Genomic DNA, 21499 nt, shown 5'->3' with positions numbered 1-21499 from the left:
TCACGGCGGAGGGGTGGCCGAGTGGCTGAAGGCGGCGGTTTGCTAAACCGTTGTACGGTGTCAAGCCGTACCGTGGGTTCGAATCCCATCCCCTCCGCCAGCAACCGTTATCACGGCTTCTCATCCCCACTCACGACCCTTGATTTTCCCCGGTTTCCCGCCATAAACTTCTCTCACGGCTTCTCACCCCTTGTCATGCAAGCGCACGAAATTGGGGGTTTTTTTGGGAGTCACAAAAAAGGGGTGGGGGCATTGCCTCGTCTTCACGATCTGCGCCCTTTCAAGCCTCCATTCCCTCACCCCACCCCCATCAAATACCGGGCCGCTGGCTGATCCGTAACGCGTGACGTTATGGCGCCACTACAAAGGGCGGCGAGGATGGCGTTTTGTTTGCCGGGGCCGCCAGTTGCGGCGATAACGTGAGGGGATGTTGCGCAAACTGTCGAAGGAGACCCCCATTGTCCGACGGCTGAAGCCTGTCTGCAATGGCTGGCCCGCCGCGTCCAAGGGGATGGCGCAGATTTCACAGACGAATTTCGCCGAATCGATTTCGGGACTGTTCGCCGCCTTGGAAACATCGTATCGTTGGCATTCCTCTTTCTTCATGCTCGTTGGGATGGGCGCGGACGAACTGCCGATCCCCTTCACTAAGCTTCAGACGCGGGAAATCTGGCTGACAGGTGTTTTCCGCTATACCGGCACCTGGCCAATCGCGATTTCGATGGTCGCGCGCCATCAGGTGGATCTGACATCGATGGTGACGGCGCGTTATGACCTGGTGCATGTTCAGGATACGCTTGAGGCATCGCGCGACCCGCATTCGATCAAGCCAATGGTGACATTATGAGATCCGTTAACCCGGCCAAGGCCAGTCTCCAGATCGTCATGGACGAGACGTCGCGTCTCATGCGAGATAGCGCGCCCTCCCAGCTTGAGGCCGTCGCCGCGCTCTGCCTTGCCATTTCCAAAGGCGGGAAGACGGGAACGCGGTGGTTTTTCTCCGGTCAGGGGCGGTCCGGTCTGGTCGCGCAGATGGTGGCCATGCGCTTCATGCATCTTGGCCTTAACACGCATTTTATCGGTGAAGCTTCAGCACCCTCCATCCAGCCGGAAGACGTGCTGATATTAATTTCCGGCTCCGGTGCCACGCATGTGACGCTCCATTACGGAGAGATCGCGCGTGATGTCGGTGCGAAGATCATCGCGATCACCTGTGCGGGGGAAAATGCATTACAGAAATTATCTGACATCACCCTTGAAATCCCCGCATCTGACTCGCGTCAATTTGCGGGCAGCCTTTTTGAGCAAGGCGTTCTGCTGACCTGCGATGCGCTTTTCGCAGAGCTCGTAAAGGAATTCGAGGTGTCCGAGGCCGAAATGGCGCACCGTCACACGAATTTCCAGTAAAGGGTCTGCGCGGCGGGATGGCGTTTCACGAACGTCCCGAACATTGTCCCATCGGTCGTCCAATTTGCGACATCAAGTCGATCGGCACGCGGCGGAAGCACGGGCGAATCATGGAATTTCGACGATACGAATAAGGCAAGAGGATGGAAGGGCCCGTATCTACAGTTCGAAACTGACCCTTCCAGCTCAAATCCTATCCGTCGGATCAGCTGATATGGATGGCGGAGGCGTCGAGATGCTCGACCCCGAGGAACGTGACCTGCATATTATTATCCAGCTGCAGAATCGTATTCCCCCCTGAGACCGTGGCGGTGGCCAGCAGATCCTGGACCGCCAGCGCCGAATCCACAGGGTTGTAGAAATATTGGAAGAAATAATCACCCTTCGAGGCATCGAAATCCGTGATGGTGATATTGCCGCCACTGTGACCTGCCAGGACGCCGAAGGAATTTGCACCCTCTCCGCCTGTCACCGTGACAATTGAGTCACCGGACGCGCCTGAAAACGCCGTGCCGAAGACCATGTGATCGTCACCCGTCCCGCCAGTAAAGAGAGACTCTCCCGCGCCTGACCAGAAGTCGATATTGCCGGTTGAATTTGATGCGTCGATCGTCTGGTTACCGGTGGAGCCCGGTTGATTCAGGGTGATGATGGAATAGCCCGTCATCGTCGCAATGGCATCGAGGCCCGCACCTCCCCAGATCGTGCTGTTCTCACCGCCTGAAATCGTCGAGTTTCCAGTTCCGTTGAGGAAGGTCAATGCGCCGGCCACACTGACGACATGATCCTGCCCCTGAAAGACGGAGAGATTTCCCGCCGCGGAAATCGTGTCACCGACAGCGCCGGTAATCGTCCCTGACCCACCTGCATTATCAAATGTCACGGTTGACCCGGTACCGCCCGAGATGGAGCTGTTTGCCTTCACCTTGATGACACTGCCTACCGTCGCCGTATCGATGACGTCGGCGTTTTCGCCGAGATCATACTGCCCACGACCGCCATTGATCGTCACAAAATCCCTGCCATATGTCGTCCCTGCCGTGACGATGTAATCCAACCCCCCGGCGCCCGTGAGGTAGTTGACGTCGAAACCCTGACCGTAAACAGTGTCATTGCCCTGAGAGACGAGATAATTATTGCCTTGGCCGAGACCAATGAGGTTTCTCGCACCTGTTACCGTTACATAATTTTCACCACTCGACGTGTTGATGACGTTGCCGCCCACATTCAAAGCCGTGCTGACAAGTTCATTGAGGCCTTCCTGACTGGACGGGCCAACAGGTGAGTTGGGAACGCCGCCCGCATTGACGGCAATCGTCCAATCCCCCGTCGCGTTACCGAAGTCAGAAAAGCGTGAGCCCTCCAGGACGGAAATCGCCCCGCCAATTGCCCCGGAGATCATGTAATTCCCCGGAGAAGTTGATGCATCGAGGATGGAGAGCTGACGTGATTCCGTGGCATCGATCGAAAAACTTGACGGCACCGTCGCATTACCTTGATGGACAAGAAGGTGCGTGACGCCGTCTGCCAGATTATCCAGGGTCGTCCCAAAGGACTGGACGATCCAGTCCGCCTCAACAACGGTAAAAACATCCGACGCTGAGACATTGGGAGGGACGGCGACGAACGTACCGTCTGCGATGGCCGCAGTGATTGCGTCCGCATATTGCTGCGCCAAAGCGCTTGTGGCCGTCTCCGGCGCGTCAAACTGGTAATTCTGACCGGTGATACCCGGGACGGTGATCGTTGCCATCGTTCTACGATTCCTTTTTCGATGAATCCTTCTCGTTCAGCTTTGAGGAAGTCGAGAAGACATGTTTATTTCCGAGCTGCGAGGTAGCCGGACCGACGATCCACCAATAACTCGCGCAAAAGTCAGATTATCTTGGCTTGATAAATTTTTATTTAAATAGTTCAATTTATTTTATTGTCGAGAAATCCTGTTTCTCTGTGGAAAAATTTTTTGTCGTGGGCGACGTCAACCCATCGTTTCACATAATCTTGGTGGAGATTGTGGTACGGGGTTCGGCCTGTGCATCGCTCGGCCGCAAAATGGGAGCATCACGCCGCTTCAAGTAGCGGCGACACTGGAGGAGAATGTGATTGTCCCGCATGGTAACGCCCCGTCCGCGCCGTCATGCGCGGGAACATTGCGGGTCACGAATCATCAGGAAGATGAGATCGACGTTGCTGCATGATTTCTCATACGGCACCGCTTATCGAGGACTGAAACTTACGTCACGAGCCTCGCTGATATCCGGCCTGGCGCTCTATCGAGAGCTTCATCATCTTCGCTGAGAGAGGCGCATCTCGCATTCACCGTGCCCGCAGGCGATAAGGCGGTGCGGGCCGCGCGTCGATCAGCTTGAAATCGGGGAATCTGTGACGGACCAAATGGTGGGCGCAACAGGGATTGAACCTGTGACCCCTACCATGTCAAGGTAGTGCTCTACCGCTGAGCTATGCGCCCATCTGGTCCGTGGGCGTGCTTCTAACCTTCATCAGCGCGACTGACAAGACTGGAATTTAAAAAAAATGCCGCACGCGCTGCTCCAAGCATCATCATCCGCCTTTTGGCCCGGATGGTTTGGCCAGTTTCGAAGGGGGGCGTGGCGGCGGACGGTCAATCGGGGGCGAAATCTCTTCCTCCCCCATGGAAGTGACCTCCCTTACCATATGCGCCGTCACCATCCCCAGCCGATGGCGCGGCAATGCTTCAGGATAATCCTCCCGAATGCGTTTAATCATCTTCTCGCGAATGTCGCAGCGGAGATCCCAGCTTTTGAGCGCGCTTCGGGCGCTGGCGATGATTCGGATCTTGATTGTCACAGCGTCACAATCCGCAACCTGAAAATCGAGCACCTTTCCATCCCAGAGAGGACATGTCTTCGCGATCTCCTGTAATTCCTCCCGAAGCGCGTCGATCGGGGCTTCGTAATCGAGATACAGATAGACGATGCCGATGATGGCGGCTGAGTTATGTGTCCAGTTCTCAAACCGGTTTTCAAGAAAATAGGAGATCGGCACGATGTGTCGCCGCCAGTCCCAGACGCGTAGCACGACGTAAGTCGCCGTGATTTCCTCCACCCACGCCCAGTCGCCATTAATGATGATGAGATCTTCCATCCGGATCGGCTGGGTAATGGCGATCTGCACACCTGCCAGAAGATTCGTCAGCAGGCCGCGTGCCGACAAGCCGACGATCAGTGATGCAGCACCAGCCGAGGCGAAGAGAGACACACCATAATTGCGGACGGAATCAAACGTCATCAATGCGACCCCGACGGTGATGATACCGACGAGGATCTCAAGAAGGCGTTGCAGAACTTTGATTTGCGTCTGGTGCGAGCGGACGATGATGTCATCGTGATGCTCACTCAGCGAAATGCGACTGAGATAAGCCTCCGTCATAATACGGAATGCTTTGATCGCACTATAACCCACCATTAATATCGCGATGAAGACGAAAGATTTCTGCAGAATCTGCGTCGTCCGCCAGGAAAGTCCGGAAGCCGCGGGCAAGGCTGAAATCACCACAACCAGCACGATGATCAGCCGCACGGAGCGACGCGTCGACAGCACGATTTTGCGCGCGACCGTGCTACCCTCCCGACTGAGCAGGCGGAGCAGGAAGCGCGTCATCCAATGGCTGGCATAAAACGCGACCAATGCCAGTGTGACGAGCATGATGACCGTCACGACCGATGCGGGCAACCACCCGAAATACGCACGAAACTGGAGGAGGGAGGCGATAAAGTAGGTTTTGAAACTCATGTCGGCATCAACCCATTCAGGACGACCGCGGCCAGCGAAAGCAGTAGATGGTCAGGAGACAGGCTTTCATTGAAACGGGTCAACGACCGGTCGGCTTCCTTTTTTCGTCAGCCGGGCACCATTGCAGTTTTTTGATATCACGCACAAAATCATTGCGCACGTGGTTGACACGATATCACCGGGGCTTTAATTGCATCCCACCAGTCGCGATGGCGGCGTAGCTCAGCGGTAGAGCAGGGGAATCATAATCCCTTGGTCGGCGGTTCAAATCCGTCCGCCGCTACCATCCCGACTGGGTCAGCCATCATAGCCGTATCGACCCTGCGCGACCTCCCCCGCATGAAGCATCATGTTATCCAGCCCGGGCGAGACGCGACCTCGGCGGAGGTCGCGATCGATCTTTTCTTATTCAGCGTTATCCTCAGCAACATGGGCGGTCTCGCCTTCTGACTCACCCTCCGCTTCCTCAGGCCCGCGACGCTCCTCCCCCGACTCAGCCTGCTGCGCCTTCATGCGCTTCTGATGGCGCTCCTGACGTTCTGCCTGAGATTGCTGGGCCGCCTGCGTCATGGCATTGATGATACGAAAATAATGTTCAGCATGCTGGAAATACGCCTCCGCAAGGATTCGGTCACCCGCACCGGTCGCGTCCCGACCCAGCTGAAGATATTTCTCAAAAAGCTGTTGCGCCGTGCCGCGGACACGCATTTCAGGCCCGTTACTGTCAAACACGTGGTTGCGGTTAAGCGGCGTCTGATTATTACCCTGACGCGCGCTCATCCCACCGTTGGAGCGATGATGACGGCCTCTGATACGTTTGATGTTCATGGATTTAAATGGGACTTTCCTGCTGGCAAGGCTCAGCCCTGCCTGGTTCATGATCGGCAAAGCAGTGTGGAAAATGTCCTGCCTTGCTTTCCAAAGTCGAAGGTCGGGCGAGGAAACAGCGCGTAGGTTTGACAATGTCATAACCGATAACCGCGATACCGTCTCCAGCAGAGCGAAATGCGCATTAAAAGCGCAATCGAACAAAGCCTCGCAGGCGAGTTTAGCAGCTCCCCTCACCTCTGCCAAGTTTTAATATGCGCCCAAACCGAGAATCATGGCGCGCGCAATGCCGTTAAGGTCGTTGTAACAAGCGCGCATTTCCAGCCCGTTTTCCGCCGCCAGATGCCGCACCTCCTGGTCCTGCCCCTTGCCCAGCTCCAGCACCGCAATCCCGTCGCGGCGCATCAGGCGCGGAAGGTCAGACAGGATGGCGGCGTAGGCGTCCAAGCCCGACGCCCCGCCATCAAGGGCAGAAGCCGGTTCATAATAACGCACTTCCGGCATCAGCTCTGCCAGATCCCCGGTTCTGATATAAGGCGGGTTGCTCAGGATAATGTCATAGCGCCCTGTCAAAGCGTCACCCCAATGGCTGGTGACAAACCGGGCGCGGCGCTCAAGCTGGTTCAGTTTCGCGTTTTCCCGCGCGAGCTGTGTCGCTTCTGGCACGATATCAACGCCAACGCCCCGCGCATTCGGGTAATGGCTGAGCGCCGCCAGAAGGAGGCAACCCGTCCCCGTGCCGAGATCCAGAATACGGTAAGGTCTATCCCTCTGCGGCTTGTGATGACGCAGCGCTTCAATCAACGTCTCGCTATCCGCCCGCGGGATCAGTGTGTATTCATTCGTGAGGAAATCCTGCGTCCAGAAACCGCGTGAGCCCGTGATATAGGCGTAGGGCTCCCGTCGCGCGCGGCGGGCAATGACGTCCTCAAACCGCGCCTGCGCCGTGTCATCAAGACGCAGGAGGGTGACGATCGCGGTGAGGTCGATCCCCGCCGCCCAGCACAGCAGACGCCTCGCCTCCGCCCGCGCGTCCTCAACGCCTGCCTGCGTCAATCGAAGGGTCGCCCTTGCCAGAATGTCACGCACGCGCATTTTATTTAACACTTTCCCGTAGATCGCATTTTATAAGGAGATGATGCCTGCCCGATTTCGCACTCTACTTTTCTGCGCCTGTTTGATGCTGATCGCAACATCAGCCGCGCAGGCTGGCGCCTTCAAATTGCAGGATCCTCGCGCGCCGAATGAGATATCCGAGACGACGCGGCTTTATATTGATGGCAGGCTTGCCGCCGTGATTCACCTGCATGACGGTCTCGATTCTTATGAGAAAATCATCCCGGTGAAAGATGCGCCCCGCGCCCATCATTACGCGCTTTGCGGTGAGATGATCGTCATCGATCATGAAGGCGCGCGGGTCGTGCATCAGGTGGAGAGTGAAGGCATCCTCCTCCGGCCCGATGGCCATGTCATCATCGCAGCCGCTGATGATGATCTGGGGGATTTCTATCTGATGGATGCCTCCGAACCCGGTGCAACCCGGCATGAAAAAGGCAAAGCCGGGATCTGCTCAGGCCCGATCAGCTAAGTCATTTCGGGGCCGCGCCATCCTATCACAGCCCTTCCGCGGCGAGCAAAGCGGTTTGCTCATCCTGCACCAGCGCATCAATAATTTCGTTGAATTCACCGAGCATGACGCGGTCAATTTTATGCAGGCTGAGATTGATGCGGTGATCGGTGACGCGACCTTGCGGGAAATTATAAGTGCGGATTCGCTCCGACCTGTCACCCGTCCCGACCTGGGATTTACGATCGGCGGAGCGGGCGGCATGAGCCTGGGCGCGTTGTTGTTCATATAGGCGCGCACGTAGGATTTTCATCGCCTTGGCTTTGTTCTTATGCTGACTTTTTTCCTCCTGCATCGCGACGACGACGCCGGAGGGGAGATGGGTGATTCGCACGGCGCTTTCGGTTTTATTAACGTGCTGCCCGCCCGCACCTGAGGCGCGATAAACATCGATGCGCAGGTCCGTCTCATCAATATCGACATCCACCTCCTCCGCCTCGGGAAGGACCGCGACCGTCACGGTCGAGGTATGGATGCGTCCCTGCGTTTCCGTCGTCGGCACGCGCTGGACACGATGCACGCCGGATTCGAATTTGAGTTTGGAAAAAACACCGCGCCCGGAGATCGTCGCCACACCACTTCTCAGCCCGGCAAGGTCGCTTTCATCATATTCATCAATTTCGAAGCGCCAGTGATTCAGCTCCGCATAGCGTTTATAAGCGCCGAAAAGCTCCGCCGCGAAAAGCGCCGCCTCATCCCCCCCGGCTGCGGGCCGGATTTCGAGGATGGCGCTTCGTGCATCGGCTTCATCTCTGGGAAGCAGCGCCAGCCGCAATTGAAGCTTCAGCTCATCACATTTCGCTTCTGCTTCCTGGATTTCGATTTCAGCAAGCTCCCGCATTTCGGGGTCATCCAGCAATTCACGTGCCTGCGCCATGCGTTGCGCGGCATCTCGATAAGCCTGTACGGCCTGCACGACGGGGTCGAGATCCGCATATTCCCGCGAGAGCCGGGAGAACGCATCGCCATTCACCTGCCCCTCTGCCATGATCGCAGCGATTTCTTCATGGCGCGCGAGAATGCGATCAAGCCGTTCATCCAACGCCATGGATCAGGCGCCGTGACTCAGGAAGCGCAATGCCTCATCAATCGGCACGTCCCGCTGCGCACGCAGGCTGAGATCCCTGAGGATGACGCGGCCTTGCGCCAGCTCATCCTCACCCATCAGGATGAGGTGCGTCGCCCCCCCTTTGATGGCGCGCTCCATCCGTTTCTTAAAAGCGCCATGATGCGCCATTTCCGCCCGCACATCGCCTTCACGCAGTTTCTGCAACAGGGAGATCGCCTCGGGCAGGCCGGCGTCGCCCATGGGGAGGACGACAACATATTTGCCGTGACTTTCCGGCGGCGCGATGAGGAGGGCGAGGCGTTCGATCCCGCCTGCCCAGCCGATGGCGGGAATCGACGGGCCGCCCATTTCGGCCACAAGCCCCTCATAGCGTCCGCCCGCAAGCACCGTGCCCTGCGCGCCCAGTTTTTCCGTCACAAATTCGAAGGCGGTGTGGCTGTAATAATCGAGTCCGCGGACGATGTGGGGGTTCTCGGTGTAGGCAACGCCATAGAGGTCCAGCCCGCGCCGCAGCCCATCGTAAAATTCCCGCGATGCTGGATTGAGGTAATCCGAGTATGACGGCGCACTTTGCAGTAATGTGCGATCCTGACTGGATTTGCTGTCAATAATGCGCAATGGGTTCTGATGCAGCCGCGCCCGACTTTCATCAGAAAGCGCATCCTGATGCGCAACAAAATAGGCGATCAGCGCCTTGCGCCATGCGAGACGGCTCTCGACATCCCCCAGTGTGTTGATCTGTAACGACACATCTTGTTCAAGCCCCAATTCACGGAGGATCATCTGCGCCATGGCGATCGTTTCAGCATCGACCAGCGGGTCGGAACTGCCGAGATATTCCGCGCCAATCTGATGAAACTGACGGAACCGCCCCTTTTGCGGGCGCTCATAACGGAACATCGGGCCATTATAGAAAACACGTTGCGGTAATTTCTGCGTCAGACCGTTTGAGACGAAGGCGCGACATATCGCGGCCGTGCCCTCGGGCCGCAGAGTCAGGCTTTCCCCACCGCGATCCTCGAAGGAATACATTTCCTTCGTCACCACATCGGACGTATCTCCGAGCGTTCGGGAAAAAACGCGCGTATCCTCAAAAATCGGGGTCGACCATTCCTCATAGCCATATCGCGCGGTGACGCGCCGCGCGACTTGGATAACATGGGCGTGACGGCGCGCTTCGTCGCCGATAAGGTCGTGCGTACCGCGCGCAGGTTGCAGAGCTGGCATAAAATCAGGCGTTTACTTTTTTTGGTTCATTCTGTTCAGTCTCGGCCGCTTTTTCCGCCTCGATTTTCGCGACGCGGGCCTCCACCAGGTCAATAATATGCGAGATCATATCCTGCCCGTCTTCAAGGCGATGATCCTGCCGCCCCGCCGCGTACACCATGTGGCGCCCTGCACCGCCGCCCGTCACACCGAGATCCGTCATCAGCGCCTCTCCCGGCCCATTCACGACGCAACCGATAATAGACAGGGTCAGGGGTGTTTTGATGTGTTGAAGGCGATCTTCCAGAATCTGCACAGTTTCCACGACATTAAAGCCCTGGCGCGCGCAGGATGGGCAGGAAATAATTTTGACGCCACGATGACGTAAACCGAGCGATTTGAGAATATCCCAGCCGACAAGAACTTCCTCCTGCGGCGGCGCGGAGAGGGAGACGCGCATGGTGTCACCCACACCGGCCCAGAGCAGATTGCCCAGCCCGATGGAAGATTTCACCGTGCCAGCGCGTTTTGAACCGGCTTCCGTAATGCCGATATGCAAAGGGTGGTCACAGCTATCGGCAAGTTGCTGATAGGCGGCGACGGCCATGAAAACGTCGGACGCTTTGACGCTGATTTTAAATTCGTGAAAATCATGGTCCTGGAGGATTTTGGCGTGCTCCAGCGCACTCTCAACCAAAGCCTCCGGGTTCGGCTCACCATATTTTTCCAACAGGTGTTTTTCAAGTGAACCTGCATTGACGCCGATCCGGATGGAACATCCGTGATCCCGCGCGGCGGAGACAACCTCACGCACACGCTCGGCACTGCCAATATTGCCGGGATTGATGCGCAGGCACGCAGCGCCCGCCTTTGCCGCCTCAATCGCCCGCTTATAATGAAAGTGAATATCGGCGACGATCGGCACGTTCACTTCATGCACGATCTCAGATAAAGCGGCGGTGCTTTCCTCATCCGGGCAGGAAACGCGGACAATATCCACGCCGGCAATCTCAGCAAGGCGGATCTGCTCGATTGTCGCCTTGGCGTCTGACGTCAACGTATTTGTCATTGTCTGGATGGAAATGGGCGCATCACCTCCGACCGCAACCTTGCCGACCATGATCTGCCGGGATTTTCGGCGTTCAATATGCTGATAGGGGCGATATCCGCTCATACTCTCCACAATCCTCCATGAATCGCCGCCCATCGGGCATCGGCGTCCATGACAAATATGACATATAATTAGGCACTCTGGCGCCTAATACCAGAGTTAGGGCGTGACTTTCCACCTCTGGCGGCGTTATGCCGCAAAATCTTTCCTCAGGGTGATACTTGCGCCCGAATCTGGCCGAGCTGTCGGTCATTTAAGCGGTCACTCTCGGATTTTTCGGGCCGCTTTTTCTGTTTGGGGGCCACCACGCTTGCCGGAGGCGGCTGATTTTGCCGGGTCGCCTCGGGAGTCGTTGGGGACGCACCGCCCTCACCCGTCTGATCCGTCGCGATCGCAGGCGGCGTGTCACTCTGCCGCAGAATGGAATCCGTTGGATGCGTCTCCGGTGTGGATGAGGCCGTGTTATCGGGCGCACGACCCTGCGCAATATCCTCCGCCGTCAAAGTAAGGTTGCGGATCACCTGACCGTTCTCGCCAAGGGGCGCTGTCACAGCATCCCCGAACCGGAAAGCCACCCCGCCCGCATTGCCGGTCGTGATGCGGTATGGCGCCTTATCGCGCTTGCCGCTGCAGATTTCACCGGGTTTGAGCACGCGATTGCAGACATCCTGGCCATCCTTATCCGTCACGCGCACCCACGTATTATGCGATGCCACAAGGTCAAAACCGGTCGGACTTTCCGGGACGGTGGGGAGCGGAGAAGGCGGCGTCGCCATGTCCTGTCCAGTCGGGGTGGCCTGCCCGGCAATGGCCTGGCTATCGTTTCCCGGTGCCGCGATGGGTGTCGCGCCAGGCGGGGCATGATCCGTTTCCGGCGGGATGGCTTGCCCGATGGACGCTGCGTTTGACGTGGTTTCGACGGGGGTCGCTTCCGCCGCTTGCATTGCGGCGGGTGGCACGGAAGATGCTTCCGCGGGCGGCGCCGGGGCGGGTGGCTCTGGCATGACAGCGGCAATTTCGGGCGATAGTCCCGCATTTTTCGGTACGGTTTTCGTCGGTCCGGCCGCGAGCTTGTCCCGCACGTCCTCGCTGTCATCTCCCGCATAATGGTAAATGCCGGTATAAGCGATGACGATCAGAACAAGCCCGATTGCCGCCCAGATCCCGACAGGGACACCACGTCCCACCAGGGGTTCCGGGATGTTCAGGGCCGGGCTGCGCACTTTGGATAAGGGGATGACCGCCTGAAACTCCGATACGATGTCATCCGCATCCAGGCCGAGGGCACGCGCATAGCTGCGTAAAAACCCCACCACGTAAACGCCGGAGGGGAGGTCCTCCGTTCGCCCTTCCTCAAAAGCGATGAGGTAGGTTTCCCGGATGCGCAGCCAGGCCGCGACATCGCTTAAATCCCAGCCAAGCTTGACCCTTTGTGCTTTAAGACGTTTACCGACGGGGAAATGAGCCGGCGGCTCGGTTCTGGAAGCTTTCCCATTTGACGCCCCACCGCTGCTCATCCAAAAATCGCCTTTCTCGCCTGAAATATCGATTGTTTAACCCGCTTTGCGCTTCATAAGGCTCTGTATCGCCTCATCAACGAGGTCATTGATAATCTGTGCAACGGGTTTGACCGCTTTGACCATACCGACAGATTGCCCCGCCATGACAGAGCCATTCTCGATATCACCATCAATGACGGCCCGTCGAAGGGAGCCGGCCCAGAAATGCTCAATTTCCAACTGTGCGTCTTCCCTGCTCACTTCACCTTCCTGAAAACGCCGAAGGATTTCCGCCTGATGCGCCAGAAAACGCCGCGTCCCATTATTTGTCAGGCCACGAACGGGTATAACGGGAAAACGCTCATCAAGTTGAACCGACGTCACGGCATCGCGCGCATTCGCCCTTAAAAAAGCGGATTTAAAGTTGTCATGCGCGATACTTTCCTGAGATGCTGCGAAGAGCGTGCCCAATTGCGCGCCAGCGGCGCCCATTTCAAGATAACTGAGGATGGCATCGCCGCGCGCCAGCCCCCCGCCACAAAAATCGGCACATCCCGTAGGTGCGGCAGGATCTCCTGAGCGAGGACATTAAGAGACACCGGCCCGACATGGCCACCAGCTTCAGAGCCTTCAATCACCAATGCTTCAATGCCCAGTCGGACAAGGCGCTTGCCAAGCGCGAGCGCCGGCGCAAAACCCATCGTGCGGATACCGCCATCTCGCAACGCCTTGATGGTTACGCCGGCAGGGACACCGCCCGCCAGCACGACATGCCCGACCTTAAGCTCTAGACAGACACTGACAAGGCGGTCAAGGTCAGGGTGCATCGTGATCAGATTGACGCCGAAAGGCGCATCCGTCAGCGCGCGGGTGGCGGTGATTTCCTCCGCCAGCCGGTCCGGCGACATGGCACCACAGGCGATGACGCCAAACCCCCCGGCATTGGAGATAGCCGCCACAAGGTGTCGCTCACTCACCCATGACATAGCGCCGCCCAATATGGCCGTTTTTGTGCCGAGGAAGCGACAGCCATCCGCCCAGAGACCGGCGAGCGCGGCCTCCGCACGTGCGCGATTAAGCTCAACCATTCTGATGTCCCCCGTCCTGATCATCGAGGCCATAGGCTGTGTGCAGGGCGCGCACGGCCAGTTCCAGATATTCCGCCTTGATCAGGACCGAGATCTTGATCTCACTCGTTGATATCACCTGCACGTTTATTCCCCGCTCCGCGAGCGTTGTAAACATGGTGCTTGCCATCCCGCTATGGGACCGCATCCCGACGCCAACCACGCTGATTTTCGCAACGTCCTGCGCGGAGTGAATCGCGCCGAACTGTATGTCGCTTTTTGCAGCCTCCAGCGCGGAGATGGCAGCACCCTGCTCCGTCTTCGGGACGGTGAACGTCATATTGGTGGAACCGTCCGACCCGACGCTTTGCACAATCATGTCAACATTGACCCGCGCCGCCGCGAGGGTGGAAAATATGGCCGCCGCAATGCCGGGTCGGTCAGGGAGGTGGCTCACCGTGATTTTCGCTTCATCAAGCGCGTAGGCGATCCCCGTCACCAGATCTTTTTCCATTACCTCTTCCTCATCCACAACGCATGAACCTGAGTCATCCGTCGATTCGTCAAAACTGGATAGAACGCGCACGCGCACACGCTCCCGCATGGCGAGGGCGACGCTTCGTGTCTGCAAAACTTTTGCGCCGACCGATGCCAGCTCAAGCATTTCCTCGAAGGTGATGCGGTCCAGCTTGCGGGCGGCGCTGACAATATGCGGGTCCGTTGTATAAATACCATCCACATCGGTATAAATGTCACAACGACCCGCTTTTACGGAAGCGGCGATGGCGACAGCCGATGTATCCGACCCTCCGCGGCCCAAAGTGGCGATGCTGTCCACTTCTGTCGCGGCTGGCGCCTCTTCCGCCGGACAGACGCCCTGGAACCCGGCGACAACCGGCACGATGCCGGCCTCAAGGCAGCGAATCAGCCTTGCGCCATCAATGCCCAGAATGCTGGCTTTACCATGCGCATCATCTGTGATGATCGGGATCTGCCAGCCCATCCAGGATTGCGCCGGAACGCCGACTGCCTGAAGGGCAAGGGCCATCAGCCCGCTTGTCACCTGCTCTCCCGTTGCGACGACGGCGTCGTATTCCCGCATATCGACGTGGGGGGACAGGGCGTGGCAATGGGACACTAATTGATTGGTCACACCCGCCATGGCGGAAACAACGACGACAACCTGCTTCCCGCTTTCCCACTCCGCTTTGACACGGGCCGCCACAGCGCGCATGCGTTCAATATTGGCCACGGAGGTGCCACCGAATTTCATCACGATGCGACTGACTTCATGATCCTTCTGGGGCGCCATCGTGATAAAAACTCCTGAAATGTCGTTTTTTGTATAAAGCCCGGCAGGCTTGGCTCAACACCGGGTGAAATCCGGGCTTCGGCATGTTAAACATGCGCCCAAACGCGGTGAATACAAATTTAACGCCGTTTCGTCCAGTTTTGATGAAGGGTTACAGAGACATGAACAGGGCGTCGTCCATATCCGCTGAGGAAATTGCACAGTTCGGACGTTTGGCAGCGTCATGGTGGGACCCGTCAGGGCCCATGCGGGCGCTGCATGACATGAATCCGCTCCGCACAAACTGGAATCATCAATTCTTCAGATCGCTTTCCAGACCGGATGGGGAAGCGGTCAAGCTGCTCGATATTGGTTGTGGTGCGGGCATCGCCAGTGAGGCTTATGCGCGGCTGGGTTATCAGGTGACCGGGCTGGACGCATCGGCGGAGGCCATCGCGGCGGCGCAATCCCACCAGGAAATTTCCCACCCGGAAACGGGGAGAGGAAGCCTCGTCTACCAACAAGGAGCCGCGGAGGATTTCGTTGCCCAGGGCCTCACATTTGATGCCATAAGCGCGTTGGAAGTCATTGAACATGTGACAGATGCCGAGATGTTTCTGCATCTCCTCAGCGACCTGACCCGCCCGGGCGGTTTGGTCGCGATCTCAACGCTCAACCGCACGATGCGCTCCCTCGCGATCGCGAAATTCGGGGCGGAATATGTGATGCGGATTCTGCCCGTCGGCACGCATCAATGGCGAAAATTCATCAAACCTTCTGAACTCGTCCGCGCCGCACGCGGGGCCGGGCTTAAAATGATTGACATTACCGGCACGCTTTATGCCGGTGCCGCCAGCCGCCTGACATCCGATACGCGCATAAATTATCAGGCGATGTTTCGTAAACAGTGAAGCGACAGGGATAACGTCATGATTATCTTGTCATTTTGCAGGCGGGTCCGATGTGGCCCGTATATCGCGTCCATATCTGCGTCCGACCTAAGAGCGGGATGCCAAGCAGGTAACCGCGCAGTTTGAGGATATTCGGGTTGGGCGACCAGATGATCGCATCATAGACCTTACCGCCTTCAGGGTCGAAGATCTTTCCCTGCCATTGCCCGTCCCCGCGCGGCGTGAAACCTGTCAGCATCGTCAGATCGCATTGAGATCGACCCAGAACGTCATGCGGCACGGGCCCTTCATAATCCATACCGACGAGGCGGCCGCAAATTTCCGCCCCGCAATGGAAGATATGAAAAACGCCGTCCTGCGTCTGCGCCATCCATATTCCCGTCACATCGCCCTGCGCAGCGCGGTTGAGATGTGCGGGTTTGGCTACGGCATGAAATGAAAAAAACGCGACCAGAAGCACGGCGGCGCGTGACGCAAGCCTAGGCATCATCGATAGGGCCCCAAGGGATGGAGAGGAACTTTATGCCTTTTTCCGTTGAAATGTCACGCTTTTGTGAGGAGGCCTGCCTATAAATTCCTCTTGAGATGGTTTCGGCGCCTCCAGCGAATTCATGGCGTCTAAGCGCCGCCTCAGCAAAGCGGCGCCCGACATTCTCGCAATGATTTTCAGCAACACGCTGCAATCGCCGTAGCGCCGCGCGAAGATGACCCGACACCGGAATCGACCCGGATAACGACGATGGCCGTCGAAGAGATGCATCAAAATTTTCTGATCCGTGCGTCGTGCCGCAATGGGGGCAGGCGACAAGCTGCGCCGCGCGATGCTTAGCAAATAACGAGGTGCTCAAAAACCAGCCATCGAATGCGTGAGCCTGCGCGCATCGCAGCTCAAAGGAAATCATCCAGCACGCCTTAAAAGCGGGTCGAGTTTCCTCTGCTGCTCCAGCGCGAATAATTCCGAGCAACCGCCAATGGCGCGGTCATCAATGAAAATCTGCGGAACCGTTCTGCTTCCGCCCGAGCGACGTGTCGCTTCCTCACGCGCCGCGCTGCCTCGCGGGGCATCAATCTGCTCAAACGCGACGTTCTTCTGCGTCAATAGAGCGACGGCCCGGGTGCAGTAAGGGCAATGTTCCTGCGTATAAATTTCAATCTTCGGCATTAATAAAACCATGAATCTTATGGGCAAAGGGAAGGATGTGTCGGCCGGAACGGGTCGCAACCAAAATCGCGACCTGGGTCGCACCGGCATCCAGCAACCGTTGAGAGCAGATGGAGAGCGTTGCCCCGGTGGTCAAGATATCGTCAACCATAACAATGTGTCGCCCTTTGATCATCTCCTTGTAACGCGGGTTAAGCGTGATGGCCTCCCGCACCCTCTCCATACGTGCATCAGGCCCCAGACGCGCGAGGGCGCCTGTGTGTTGGATGCGCTTCAACAGGTTCGGCACGAGCTGCAACGGCCCGGGATAAATTCGACTTAGTGTCCGCGCCATTATGGCCGCCTGATTGAATTTTCGCCGCAGCAGGCGCCGCCAATGTAGTGGCACTGGCGCAATGAGATCAGCGTCGGACAGAAGGTCCCCGCCATGGCGCATCATGGCGTCGGCGAAAAATGTCGCAACCTCCGTGCGATCACCATATTTCAGATCGAAAATAAGAGATTGCGTCACTTCGCCGAAAATAAACGCGGCGCGCGCTGTCGACCATGGTGGTGGGGAATTCTGACAATAAATGCAGTGATGGTTTTGATTGAGATGTTCCGCAGCGGGGAGCGGTGCGGCGCATCCATGGCAGAAGGGCGGTGAGATCCGCTCTACCTGCGCGAAACAGGTTGCGCAGAGGGCGTTGTGGGAGAGGGTTTCCGCTTTGCAATGCAGACAGACCGGCGGAAAAGCCACGTCCAGAACCCCATTATACCAGGAGCGCCGCATCGGAACGCGCCGCGCAGCCCCCGGCAAAAGTCAGGCCCCTTCCGGCAGCACGATCAGCGTGACGTGTCGTGCGTCAATCATTTGTTTTCCCTGCTCAGGAAATGTCACGGTGACACGCCAGGCAATCGCGGATTGGACCTGCCCGATGCCCCATTCCGGTCGGGTCGGGTGCCGCACCAACATACCGGGTTCAAGAAATGTCTGGAATTCGTCCTCCGTGACAACCCCCCTCTTTCCGGCCCGGATGGCGGGGGCGCTGACGTGACGCCCTCACCGTCCCAGGCGCAATGCCCGGACCTTTAAATATATTTCCGCAGAAACGCTTTGACGGCCGGTCCGAGGTCGGGACGATCAATCGCGAAAGCAATCTGCGCTTCAAGGAAGCCCGCCTTGTCACCGCAATCATAACGCGTGCCCTCATAGCGCAGACCATGGAAAGGCATGTCGCCAATGAGCTTCGCCATGGCGTCGGTCAACTGAACTTCACCGCCAGCACCGCGCTCCAGCTTGGAGAGGTGCGTCATGATCTCGGGGCGCAGAACATACCGGCCGATAATGGAAAGGTTGGACGGCGCAACGGATGGGTCCGGTTTCTCGACCAATCCTTTAACCTCAACCGTGCGGCCATCATCCTGACCCACATCGAGTATGCCATAACGATTCGTGTAATCGCGTGGGACTTCGGTCACGGCGACGACATTCCCGCCAGTTTCATTATAGACGTCCACAAGCTGTGACAGGCAGCCGCGCCCACCTTTGATGATGTCATCCGGCAGAAGGATCGCAAAAGGATCATCCCCGATAAAAGACCGCGCGCACCATATGGCATGGCCCAGCCCGAGCGGCTCCTGCTGACGGACAGCCGCGAGTGACCCGGCTTCAATACTGCTGGGCTCCAGCGTTTCCAGCAATGCAAACTTGTTCCGCTCCCGGAGGGTCGTCTCCAGCTCAAACGCGACATCAAAATAATCGATGAGGCTGTCCTTGCCACGGCCTGTGATCAGGCAGAACTGATCAATACCCGCTTCGCGCGCTTCATCAATCGCATATTGCACGAGCGGACGATCAACGACCGGAAGCATCTCTTTCGGCATGGCTTTTGTCGCGGGGAGGAAGCGTGTCCCCAAACCTGCGACGGGCAATACGGCCTTTCTGAGCGGCTTTTTCAAAACTAAACCCCTATTGATGCGAGCATCGTCACTTATGATTATCATCGCGACGGCAATTTAAGCGTAGTGTAAATCAAAGGGGGAATTTTTTGAATATGGTCATTTCATTTACTTATGACCATTGAGGGAAATGCCATATCCGTCGGGGAGGCCCCGCATCGTATCGGGTGTGACCCGAGAAATGCATAAGATATGACTACCATCTTCTGAGAGAAGTGGTGCGGTCGAGAAGACTCGAACTTCCACGGGGTTTCCCCCACAAGCACCTCAAGCTTGCGCGTATACCATTCCGCCACGACCGCAACGTGACAAGTGTCTTGCAATAAGCGATACCACTCGTCGAAGGGGGCTATAGCTTATGCGGAAGAGTGAGGCAATCATCACGGCGGAAAATTTTGAAAAAATTATGTGGAGGACGGCATCATCGCCCGTCAATTATCCGGACGCCCTCGCGGAGATGGCGGCGCATCAGGCACGCATGCAGGCGGGCACGGGGCAGGAATTGATCTGGCTGCTGGAGCATCCGCGCCTTTACACATCCGGCACGTCAGCCCGCGCGCAGGATCTCTTTAATCCGGACGCTCTGCCGGTTTATGCGGCGGGGCGTGGCGGGCAATGGACTTATCATGGCCCCGGCCAGCGCATCGCCTACCTCATGCTGGACCTCAGCCGCCCCCACGGCGACACCCCACCGCGGGATCTCCGCCGTTTTGTCGCGGATCTTGAAAAATGGATCATCGCAACGCTTGGTACGTTTGGAATTGTAGCGGATGTGCGGCCCGGGCGTATCGGCGTCTGGACGACCGACCCTTTGACCGGGGAAGAGGCCAAGATCGCCGCGATCGGGTTGCGCGTCAGTCGCTGGCTGACGACGCACGGCGTCTCCATTAATCTTGCCCCGCGGCTGGAGGATTTTTCCGGCATCGTGCCGTGCGGCATTCGTGATTACGGCGTGACGAGCATTCAGCGATTTAAGCCGGACGTCACCATGGCGGCGCTTGACAGTGCCATGAAAGCAAGCTGGCACGATATTTTCAGGCAGGCGCCTCAGAATGTGCCGTGACGTCAGGGGCTTTCATGCAGGCTCAACTGAATCTGCTGCTTCCTGACATCCGTCCCGATCAGGTTTTTAAGCCGCAGACCCGCAGGGGTCTTTTCAAAATCGAGAGAGAGGAGCCCTTGTGACGGGTTGGCCGCCTCCGCCAGGGATATGCGCAGCAAGCCCGGCGTCTGAACCAGTTGCGTGACCTGAATTGCGCGGGTCAGCCGCAAGGGTTTGCGCAGGAGGAGGCCAAGAGGGTGCCGGGCAAGGCCGATACGTGTCACCGCGCCATTGGCTTTGTCCGTCACGACGAGATGTTGATTTTCAGCCTCCGCCCGGAGGCCATGCGGCACATCGTAGGCGAGAAGCAGGTAGCCGGGATGATAGGTGAAGTGTCCGCGTCCGGCCCAATTGCCCGGCCCGACCTGCTCGAAGGCGCCAGTGACGGGTTGCGGGCGGTTCAGGGCATTTTCAACATCATGAACCATGGCCTGGTCGGACGGGGAAAGATGACTGATTCCGCCAGAGGCGCAGGCACTCAAAAAGGCGGCCAGGCCCATGAAGGCGAGATGTCGAAACTTCGTGATCATGACGCGCCGGGCGTCTGCGTTGTCAGTGCCAGGCTGTGAAGGCCGCTCTCAAATTCAGCTTTCAGGAGTTCATTGACCTGGCGATGGCGGGCAATGCGGGAAAGGCCCTCAAAGCGGTCACTGACGATTTTGACCGCAAAATGCGTTTCCTGCCCCTCTATACCCAGACGATCCTTGTGGCGCGCATGACGATGGGTGACGTCCTTGATTTCAATTTCCGTCGGCGCGAGGGCCTGCGTCAAAACGCGCTCAATACGTGCTGCGCGTGTCTCATGGACATTCATTAAGCTTTTCTCCTTGCACCAGACTGGATGACGTCACACATTGATGCGATGACCAAGCGCCGCCAGACACGTCATCGTGCCTTTGACCCCGACCCTGACGCGCCGGGGCGCATGTGTGATATGCCGGGCTGCACGGCAAATGCCGGTTATCGTGCACCTAAAAGCCGCCAGACGCTACGGGAATATTATTGGTTCTGCCTTGATCATGTCCGTGAATATAACGCCAAATGGGATTTTTATAAGGGCATGACGCCGATTCAGATTGAAACACATCTGCAATCTGACTCATCCTGGCAGCGCCCCTCCTGGAAATTGGGCAGCCTCGGCAAACCTTCAAAATTTGAGGAACGTTTGCGTGATCCACTCGGGCTGCTCAGCCGCGCGCGCCACGCGCGTGCGCGTCCCCTCCCCCATGATGCGCTGGAACGCCGGGCGCCAAAACCCATCAAACAGCACCTTAGTGCGCTTGGGCTGGATTGGCCCCTGACGATGGAGGAACTCCGGGCGCACTACCGCAACCTCGCACGGCAGCATCACCCGGATGCAAATGGCAGTGACCCGCGCGCAGAGGCCCGTTTCAAGGAAATCAACGTGGCGTACACAACGATCCGCGCCTTTCTCTCAACACAATGACATGTCGGGGAAAGATTTGCATTTGAGGCGGAACGCGATATCCTTCCTGAGACAAAA

24 protein-coding genes, 4 tRNA genes and 1 pseudogene are annotated in these 21499 nt (G+C 57.6%); 8 read left to right on the top strand and 21 right to left on the bottom strand.

All coding sequences use genetic code 11. From position 1 onward, the window contains the following. Positions 1 to 7 precede the first annotated feature (7 nt). Positions 8 to 100 (top strand) — tRNA-Ser (locus CGLAMM_RS06780). A 260-nt stretch (positions 101 to 360) separates the two neighbouring features. Here the strand turns inward: CGLAMM_RS06780 and CGLAMM_RS06775 are convergent. Further along, positions 361 to 606: a sugar-binding domain-containing protein gene (locus tag CGLAMM_RS06775; protein WP_394820372.1), complete on the bottom strand. Its 246-nt coding sequence runs from the start codon at positions 604 to 606 to the stop codon at positions 361 to 363. 10 nt (positions 607 to 616) lie between these two features. On the opposite strand from CGLAMM_RS06775, the gene CGLAMM_RS06770 reads away from it, so the two are divergent. Both CGLAMM_RS06770 and CGLAMM_RS06765 read left to right on the top strand, forming a co-directional pair. Next, positions 617 to 847, top strand: coding sequence for an MDR/zinc-dependent alcohol dehydrogenase-like family protein (locus tag CGLAMM_RS06770; RefSeq protein WP_394820371.1), 231 nt, complete (start codon positions 617 to 619; stop codon positions 845 to 847). Next, positions 844 to 1407 (top strand): SIS domain-containing protein, encoded by a 564-nt coding sequence (locus tag CGLAMM_RS06765; protein WP_394820370.1) that lies wholly within the window; start codon positions 844 to 846, stop codon positions 1405 to 1407. The genes CGLAMM_RS06770 and CGLAMM_RS06765 overlap by 4 nt, the downstream gene beginning before the upstream one ends. 205 nt (positions 1408 to 1612) lie before the next feature. Here the strand turns inward: CGLAMM_RS06765 and CGLAMM_RS06760 are convergent, their stop codons facing one another. The 3 genes from CGLAMM_RS06760 to CGLAMM_RS06750 all read right to left on the bottom strand — a co-directional run bounded on the left by CGLAMM_RS06760 (position 1613) and on the right by CGLAMM_RS06750 (position 5181). Beyond that, the gene (locus CGLAMM_RS06760; RefSeq protein ID WP_418115501.1) at positions 1613 to 3160 is read right to left on the bottom strand and encodes a hypothetical protein; all 1548 of its coding nucleotides are present in this window, start codon (positions 3158 to 3160) and stop codon (positions 1613 to 1615) included. A 642-nt stretch (positions 3161 to 3802) separates the two neighbouring features. Continuing rightward, positions 3803 to 3877, bottom strand: a tRNA-Val gene (locus CGLAMM_RS06755). Between the two features lie 92 nt (positions 3878 to 3969). Beyond that, a complete protein-coding gene (locus CGLAMM_RS06750; protein WP_394820368.1) occupies positions 3970 to 5181 on the bottom strand; it encodes a mechanosensitive ion channel family protein in 1212 nt (403 codons plus the stop codon). Positions 5182 to 5392: 211 nt separating this feature from the next. On the opposite strand from CGLAMM_RS06750, the gene CGLAMM_RS06745 reads away from it, so the two are divergent. After that, positions 5393 to 5467, top strand: a tRNA-Met gene (locus CGLAMM_RS06745). A 119-nt stretch (positions 5468 to 5586) separates the two neighbouring features. Here the strand turns inward: CGLAMM_RS06745 and CGLAMM_RS06740 are convergent. Then, positions 5587 to 6150: a DUF4167 domain-containing protein gene (locus CGLAMM_RS06740; RefSeq protein WP_394820367.1), complete on the bottom strand. Its 564-nt coding sequence runs from the start codon at positions 6148 to 6150 to the stop codon at positions 5587 to 5589. 108 nt (positions 6151 to 6258) lie between these two features. Beyond that, complete coding sequence (prmC, locus tag CGLAMM_RS06735; protein WP_418115500.1) at positions 6259 to 7104, bottom strand: peptide chain release factor N(5)-glutamine methyltransferase; 846 nt, start codon at positions 7102 to 7104, stop codon at positions 6259 to 6261. 85 nt (positions 7105 to 7189) lie between these two features. On the opposite strand from prmC, the gene CGLAMM_RS06730 reads away from it, so the two are divergent. Further along, entirely contained in the window at positions 7190 to 7597 is a 408-nt protein-coding gene (locus CGLAMM_RS06730; protein ID WP_394820365.1) for a hypothetical protein, read from the top strand. 25 nt (positions 7598 to 7622) lie between these two features. Here the strand turns inward: CGLAMM_RS06730 and prfA are convergent, their stop codons facing one another. The 6 genes and pseudogenes from prfA to CGLAMM_RS06700 form a co-directional block, all read right to left on the bottom strand. Then, entirely contained in the window at positions 7623 to 8684 is a 1062-nt protein-coding gene (gene prfA, locus CGLAMM_RS06725; RefSeq protein ID WP_418115499.1) for a peptide chain release factor 1, read from the bottom strand. A gap of 3 nt (positions 8685 to 8687) precedes the next feature. Then, positions 8688 to 9932, bottom strand: a complete 1245-nt coding sequence (hisS, locus tag CGLAMM_RS06720; protein WP_394820364.1) for a histidine--tRNA ligase — start codon at positions 9930 to 9932, stop codon at positions 8688 to 8690. Between the two features lie 4 nt (positions 9933 to 9936). Beyond that, the gene (gene ispG, locus CGLAMM_RS06715) at positions 9937 to 11085 is read right to left on the bottom strand and encodes a flavodoxin-dependent (E)-4-hydroxy-3-methylbut-2-enyl-diphosphate synthase (protein ID WP_319807373.1); all 1149 of its coding nucleotides are present in this window, start codon (positions 11083 to 11085) and stop codon (positions 9937 to 9939) included. 146 nt (positions 11086 to 11231) lie between these two features. After that, positions 11232 to 12539: a helix-turn-helix domain-containing protein gene (locus CGLAMM_RS06710; protein WP_394820363.1), complete on the bottom strand. Its 1308-nt coding sequence runs from the start codon at positions 12537 to 12539 to the stop codon at positions 11232 to 11234. 36 nt (positions 12540 to 12575) lie between these two features. Beyond that, a pseudogene (locus CGLAMM_RS06705) lies at positions 12576 to 13633 on the bottom strand (NAD(P)H-dependent flavin oxidoreductase). Continuing rightward, the gene (locus tag CGLAMM_RS06700; RefSeq protein WP_394820361.1) at positions 13602 to 14900 is read right to left on the bottom strand and encodes an aspartate kinase; all 1299 of its coding nucleotides are present in this window, start codon (positions 14898 to 14900) and stop codon (positions 13602 to 13604) included. Before CGLAMM_RS06700 ends, CGLAMM_RS06705 begins: the two are co-directional and overlap by 32 nt. Before the next feature lie 161 nt (positions 14901 to 15061). Here CGLAMM_RS06700 and ubiG point away from each other — a divergent pair, with 161 nt between their 5' ends. Next, entirely contained in the window at positions 15062 to 15790 is a 729-nt protein-coding gene (gene ubiG, locus CGLAMM_RS06695; protein ID WP_394820360.1) for a bifunctional 2-polyprenyl-6-hydroxyphenol methylase/3-demethylubiquinol 3-O-methyltransferase UbiG, read from the top strand. Positions 15791 to 15812: 22 nt separating this feature from the next. Here the strand turns inward: ubiG and CGLAMM_RS06690 are convergent, their stop codons facing one another. The 7 genes from CGLAMM_RS06690 to CGLAMM_RS06660 form a co-directional block, all read right to left on the bottom strand. Then, entirely contained in the window at positions 15813 to 16280 is a 468-nt protein-coding gene (locus tag CGLAMM_RS06690; RefSeq protein WP_394820359.1) for a DUF2147 domain-containing protein, read from the bottom strand. Beyond that, entirely contained in the window at positions 16270 to 16692 is a 423-nt protein-coding gene (locus CGLAMM_RS06685) for a DUF1178 family protein (RefSeq protein ID WP_394820358.1), read from the bottom strand. The genes CGLAMM_RS06690 and CGLAMM_RS06685 overlap by 11 nt, the downstream gene beginning before the upstream one ends. Beyond that, positions 16689 to 16952, bottom strand: a complete 264-nt coding sequence (grxC, locus tag CGLAMM_RS06680) for a glutaredoxin 3 (protein ID WP_394820357.1) — start codon at positions 16950 to 16952, stop codon at positions 16689 to 16691. Before grxC ends, CGLAMM_RS06685 begins: the two co-directional genes overlap by 4 nt. Then, on the bottom strand, positions 16939 to 17724 hold the full coding sequence (locus tag CGLAMM_RS06675) for a ComF family protein (protein WP_394820356.1): 786 nt from the start codon (positions 17722 to 17724) through the stop codon (positions 16939 to 16941). The genes grxC and CGLAMM_RS06675 overlap by 14 nt, the downstream gene beginning before the upstream one ends. Positions 17725 to 17754: 30 nt before the next feature. Continuing rightward, positions 17755 to 17907, bottom strand: a complete 153-nt coding sequence (locus CGLAMM_RS06670; RefSeq protein WP_394820355.1) for a DUF3553 domain-containing protein — start codon at positions 17905 to 17907, stop codon at positions 17755 to 17757. Between the two features lie 116 nt (positions 17908 to 18023). Continuing rightward, a complete protein-coding gene (galU, locus tag CGLAMM_RS06665) occupies positions 18024 to 18938 on the bottom strand; it encodes a UTP--glucose-1-phosphate uridylyltransferase GalU (protein ID WP_394820354.1) in 915 nt (304 codons plus the stop codon). A gap of 171 nt (positions 18939 to 19109) precedes the next feature. Next, positions 19110 to 19195: transfer RNA gene (locus tag CGLAMM_RS06660), tRNA-Leu, on the bottom strand. 56 nt (positions 19196 to 19251) lie between these two features. Here CGLAMM_RS06660 and lipB point away from each other — a divergent pair. Further along, the gene (gene lipB / locus CGLAMM_RS06655) at positions 19252 to 19956 is read left to right on the top strand and encodes a lipoyl(octanoyl) transferase LipB (RefSeq protein WP_394820353.1); all 705 of its coding nucleotides are present in this window, start codon (positions 19252 to 19254) and stop codon (positions 19954 to 19956) included. Positions 19957 to 19958: 2 nt separating this feature from the next. Here lipB and CGLAMM_RS06650 read toward each other — a convergent pair whose 3' ends face one another. Both CGLAMM_RS06650 and CGLAMM_RS06645 read right to left on the bottom strand, forming a co-directional pair. Beyond that, positions 19959 to 20525 (bottom strand): LolA family protein, encoded by a 567-nt coding sequence (locus CGLAMM_RS06650; RefSeq protein ID WP_394820352.1) that lies wholly within the window; start codon positions 20523 to 20525, stop codon positions 19959 to 19961. Further along, a complete protein-coding gene (locus CGLAMM_RS06645; protein ID WP_394820351.1) occupies positions 20522 to 20809 on the bottom strand; it encodes a BolA family protein in 288 nt (95 codons plus the stop codon). Before CGLAMM_RS06645 ends, CGLAMM_RS06650 begins: the two co-directional genes overlap by 4 nt. A gap of 48 nt (positions 20810 to 20857) precedes the next feature. Between CGLAMM_RS06645 and CGLAMM_RS06640 the strand changes: the two genes are divergently transcribed. Then, positions 20858 to 21442 (top strand): J domain-containing protein, encoded by a 585-nt coding sequence (locus CGLAMM_RS06640; RefSeq protein WP_418115552.1) that lies wholly within the window; start codon positions 20858 to 20860, stop codon positions 21440 to 21442. Positions 21443 to 21499 lie beyond the last annotated feature (57 nt).

The organism is Sorlinia euscelidii, assembly GCF_036452135.1.
Taxonomy (GTDB): domain Bacteria; phylum Pseudomonadota; class Alphaproteobacteria; order Acetobacterales; family Acetobacteraceae; genus Sorlinia; species Sorlinia euscelidii.
This window is presented reverse-complemented; position numbering and strand designations above follow the sequence as displayed.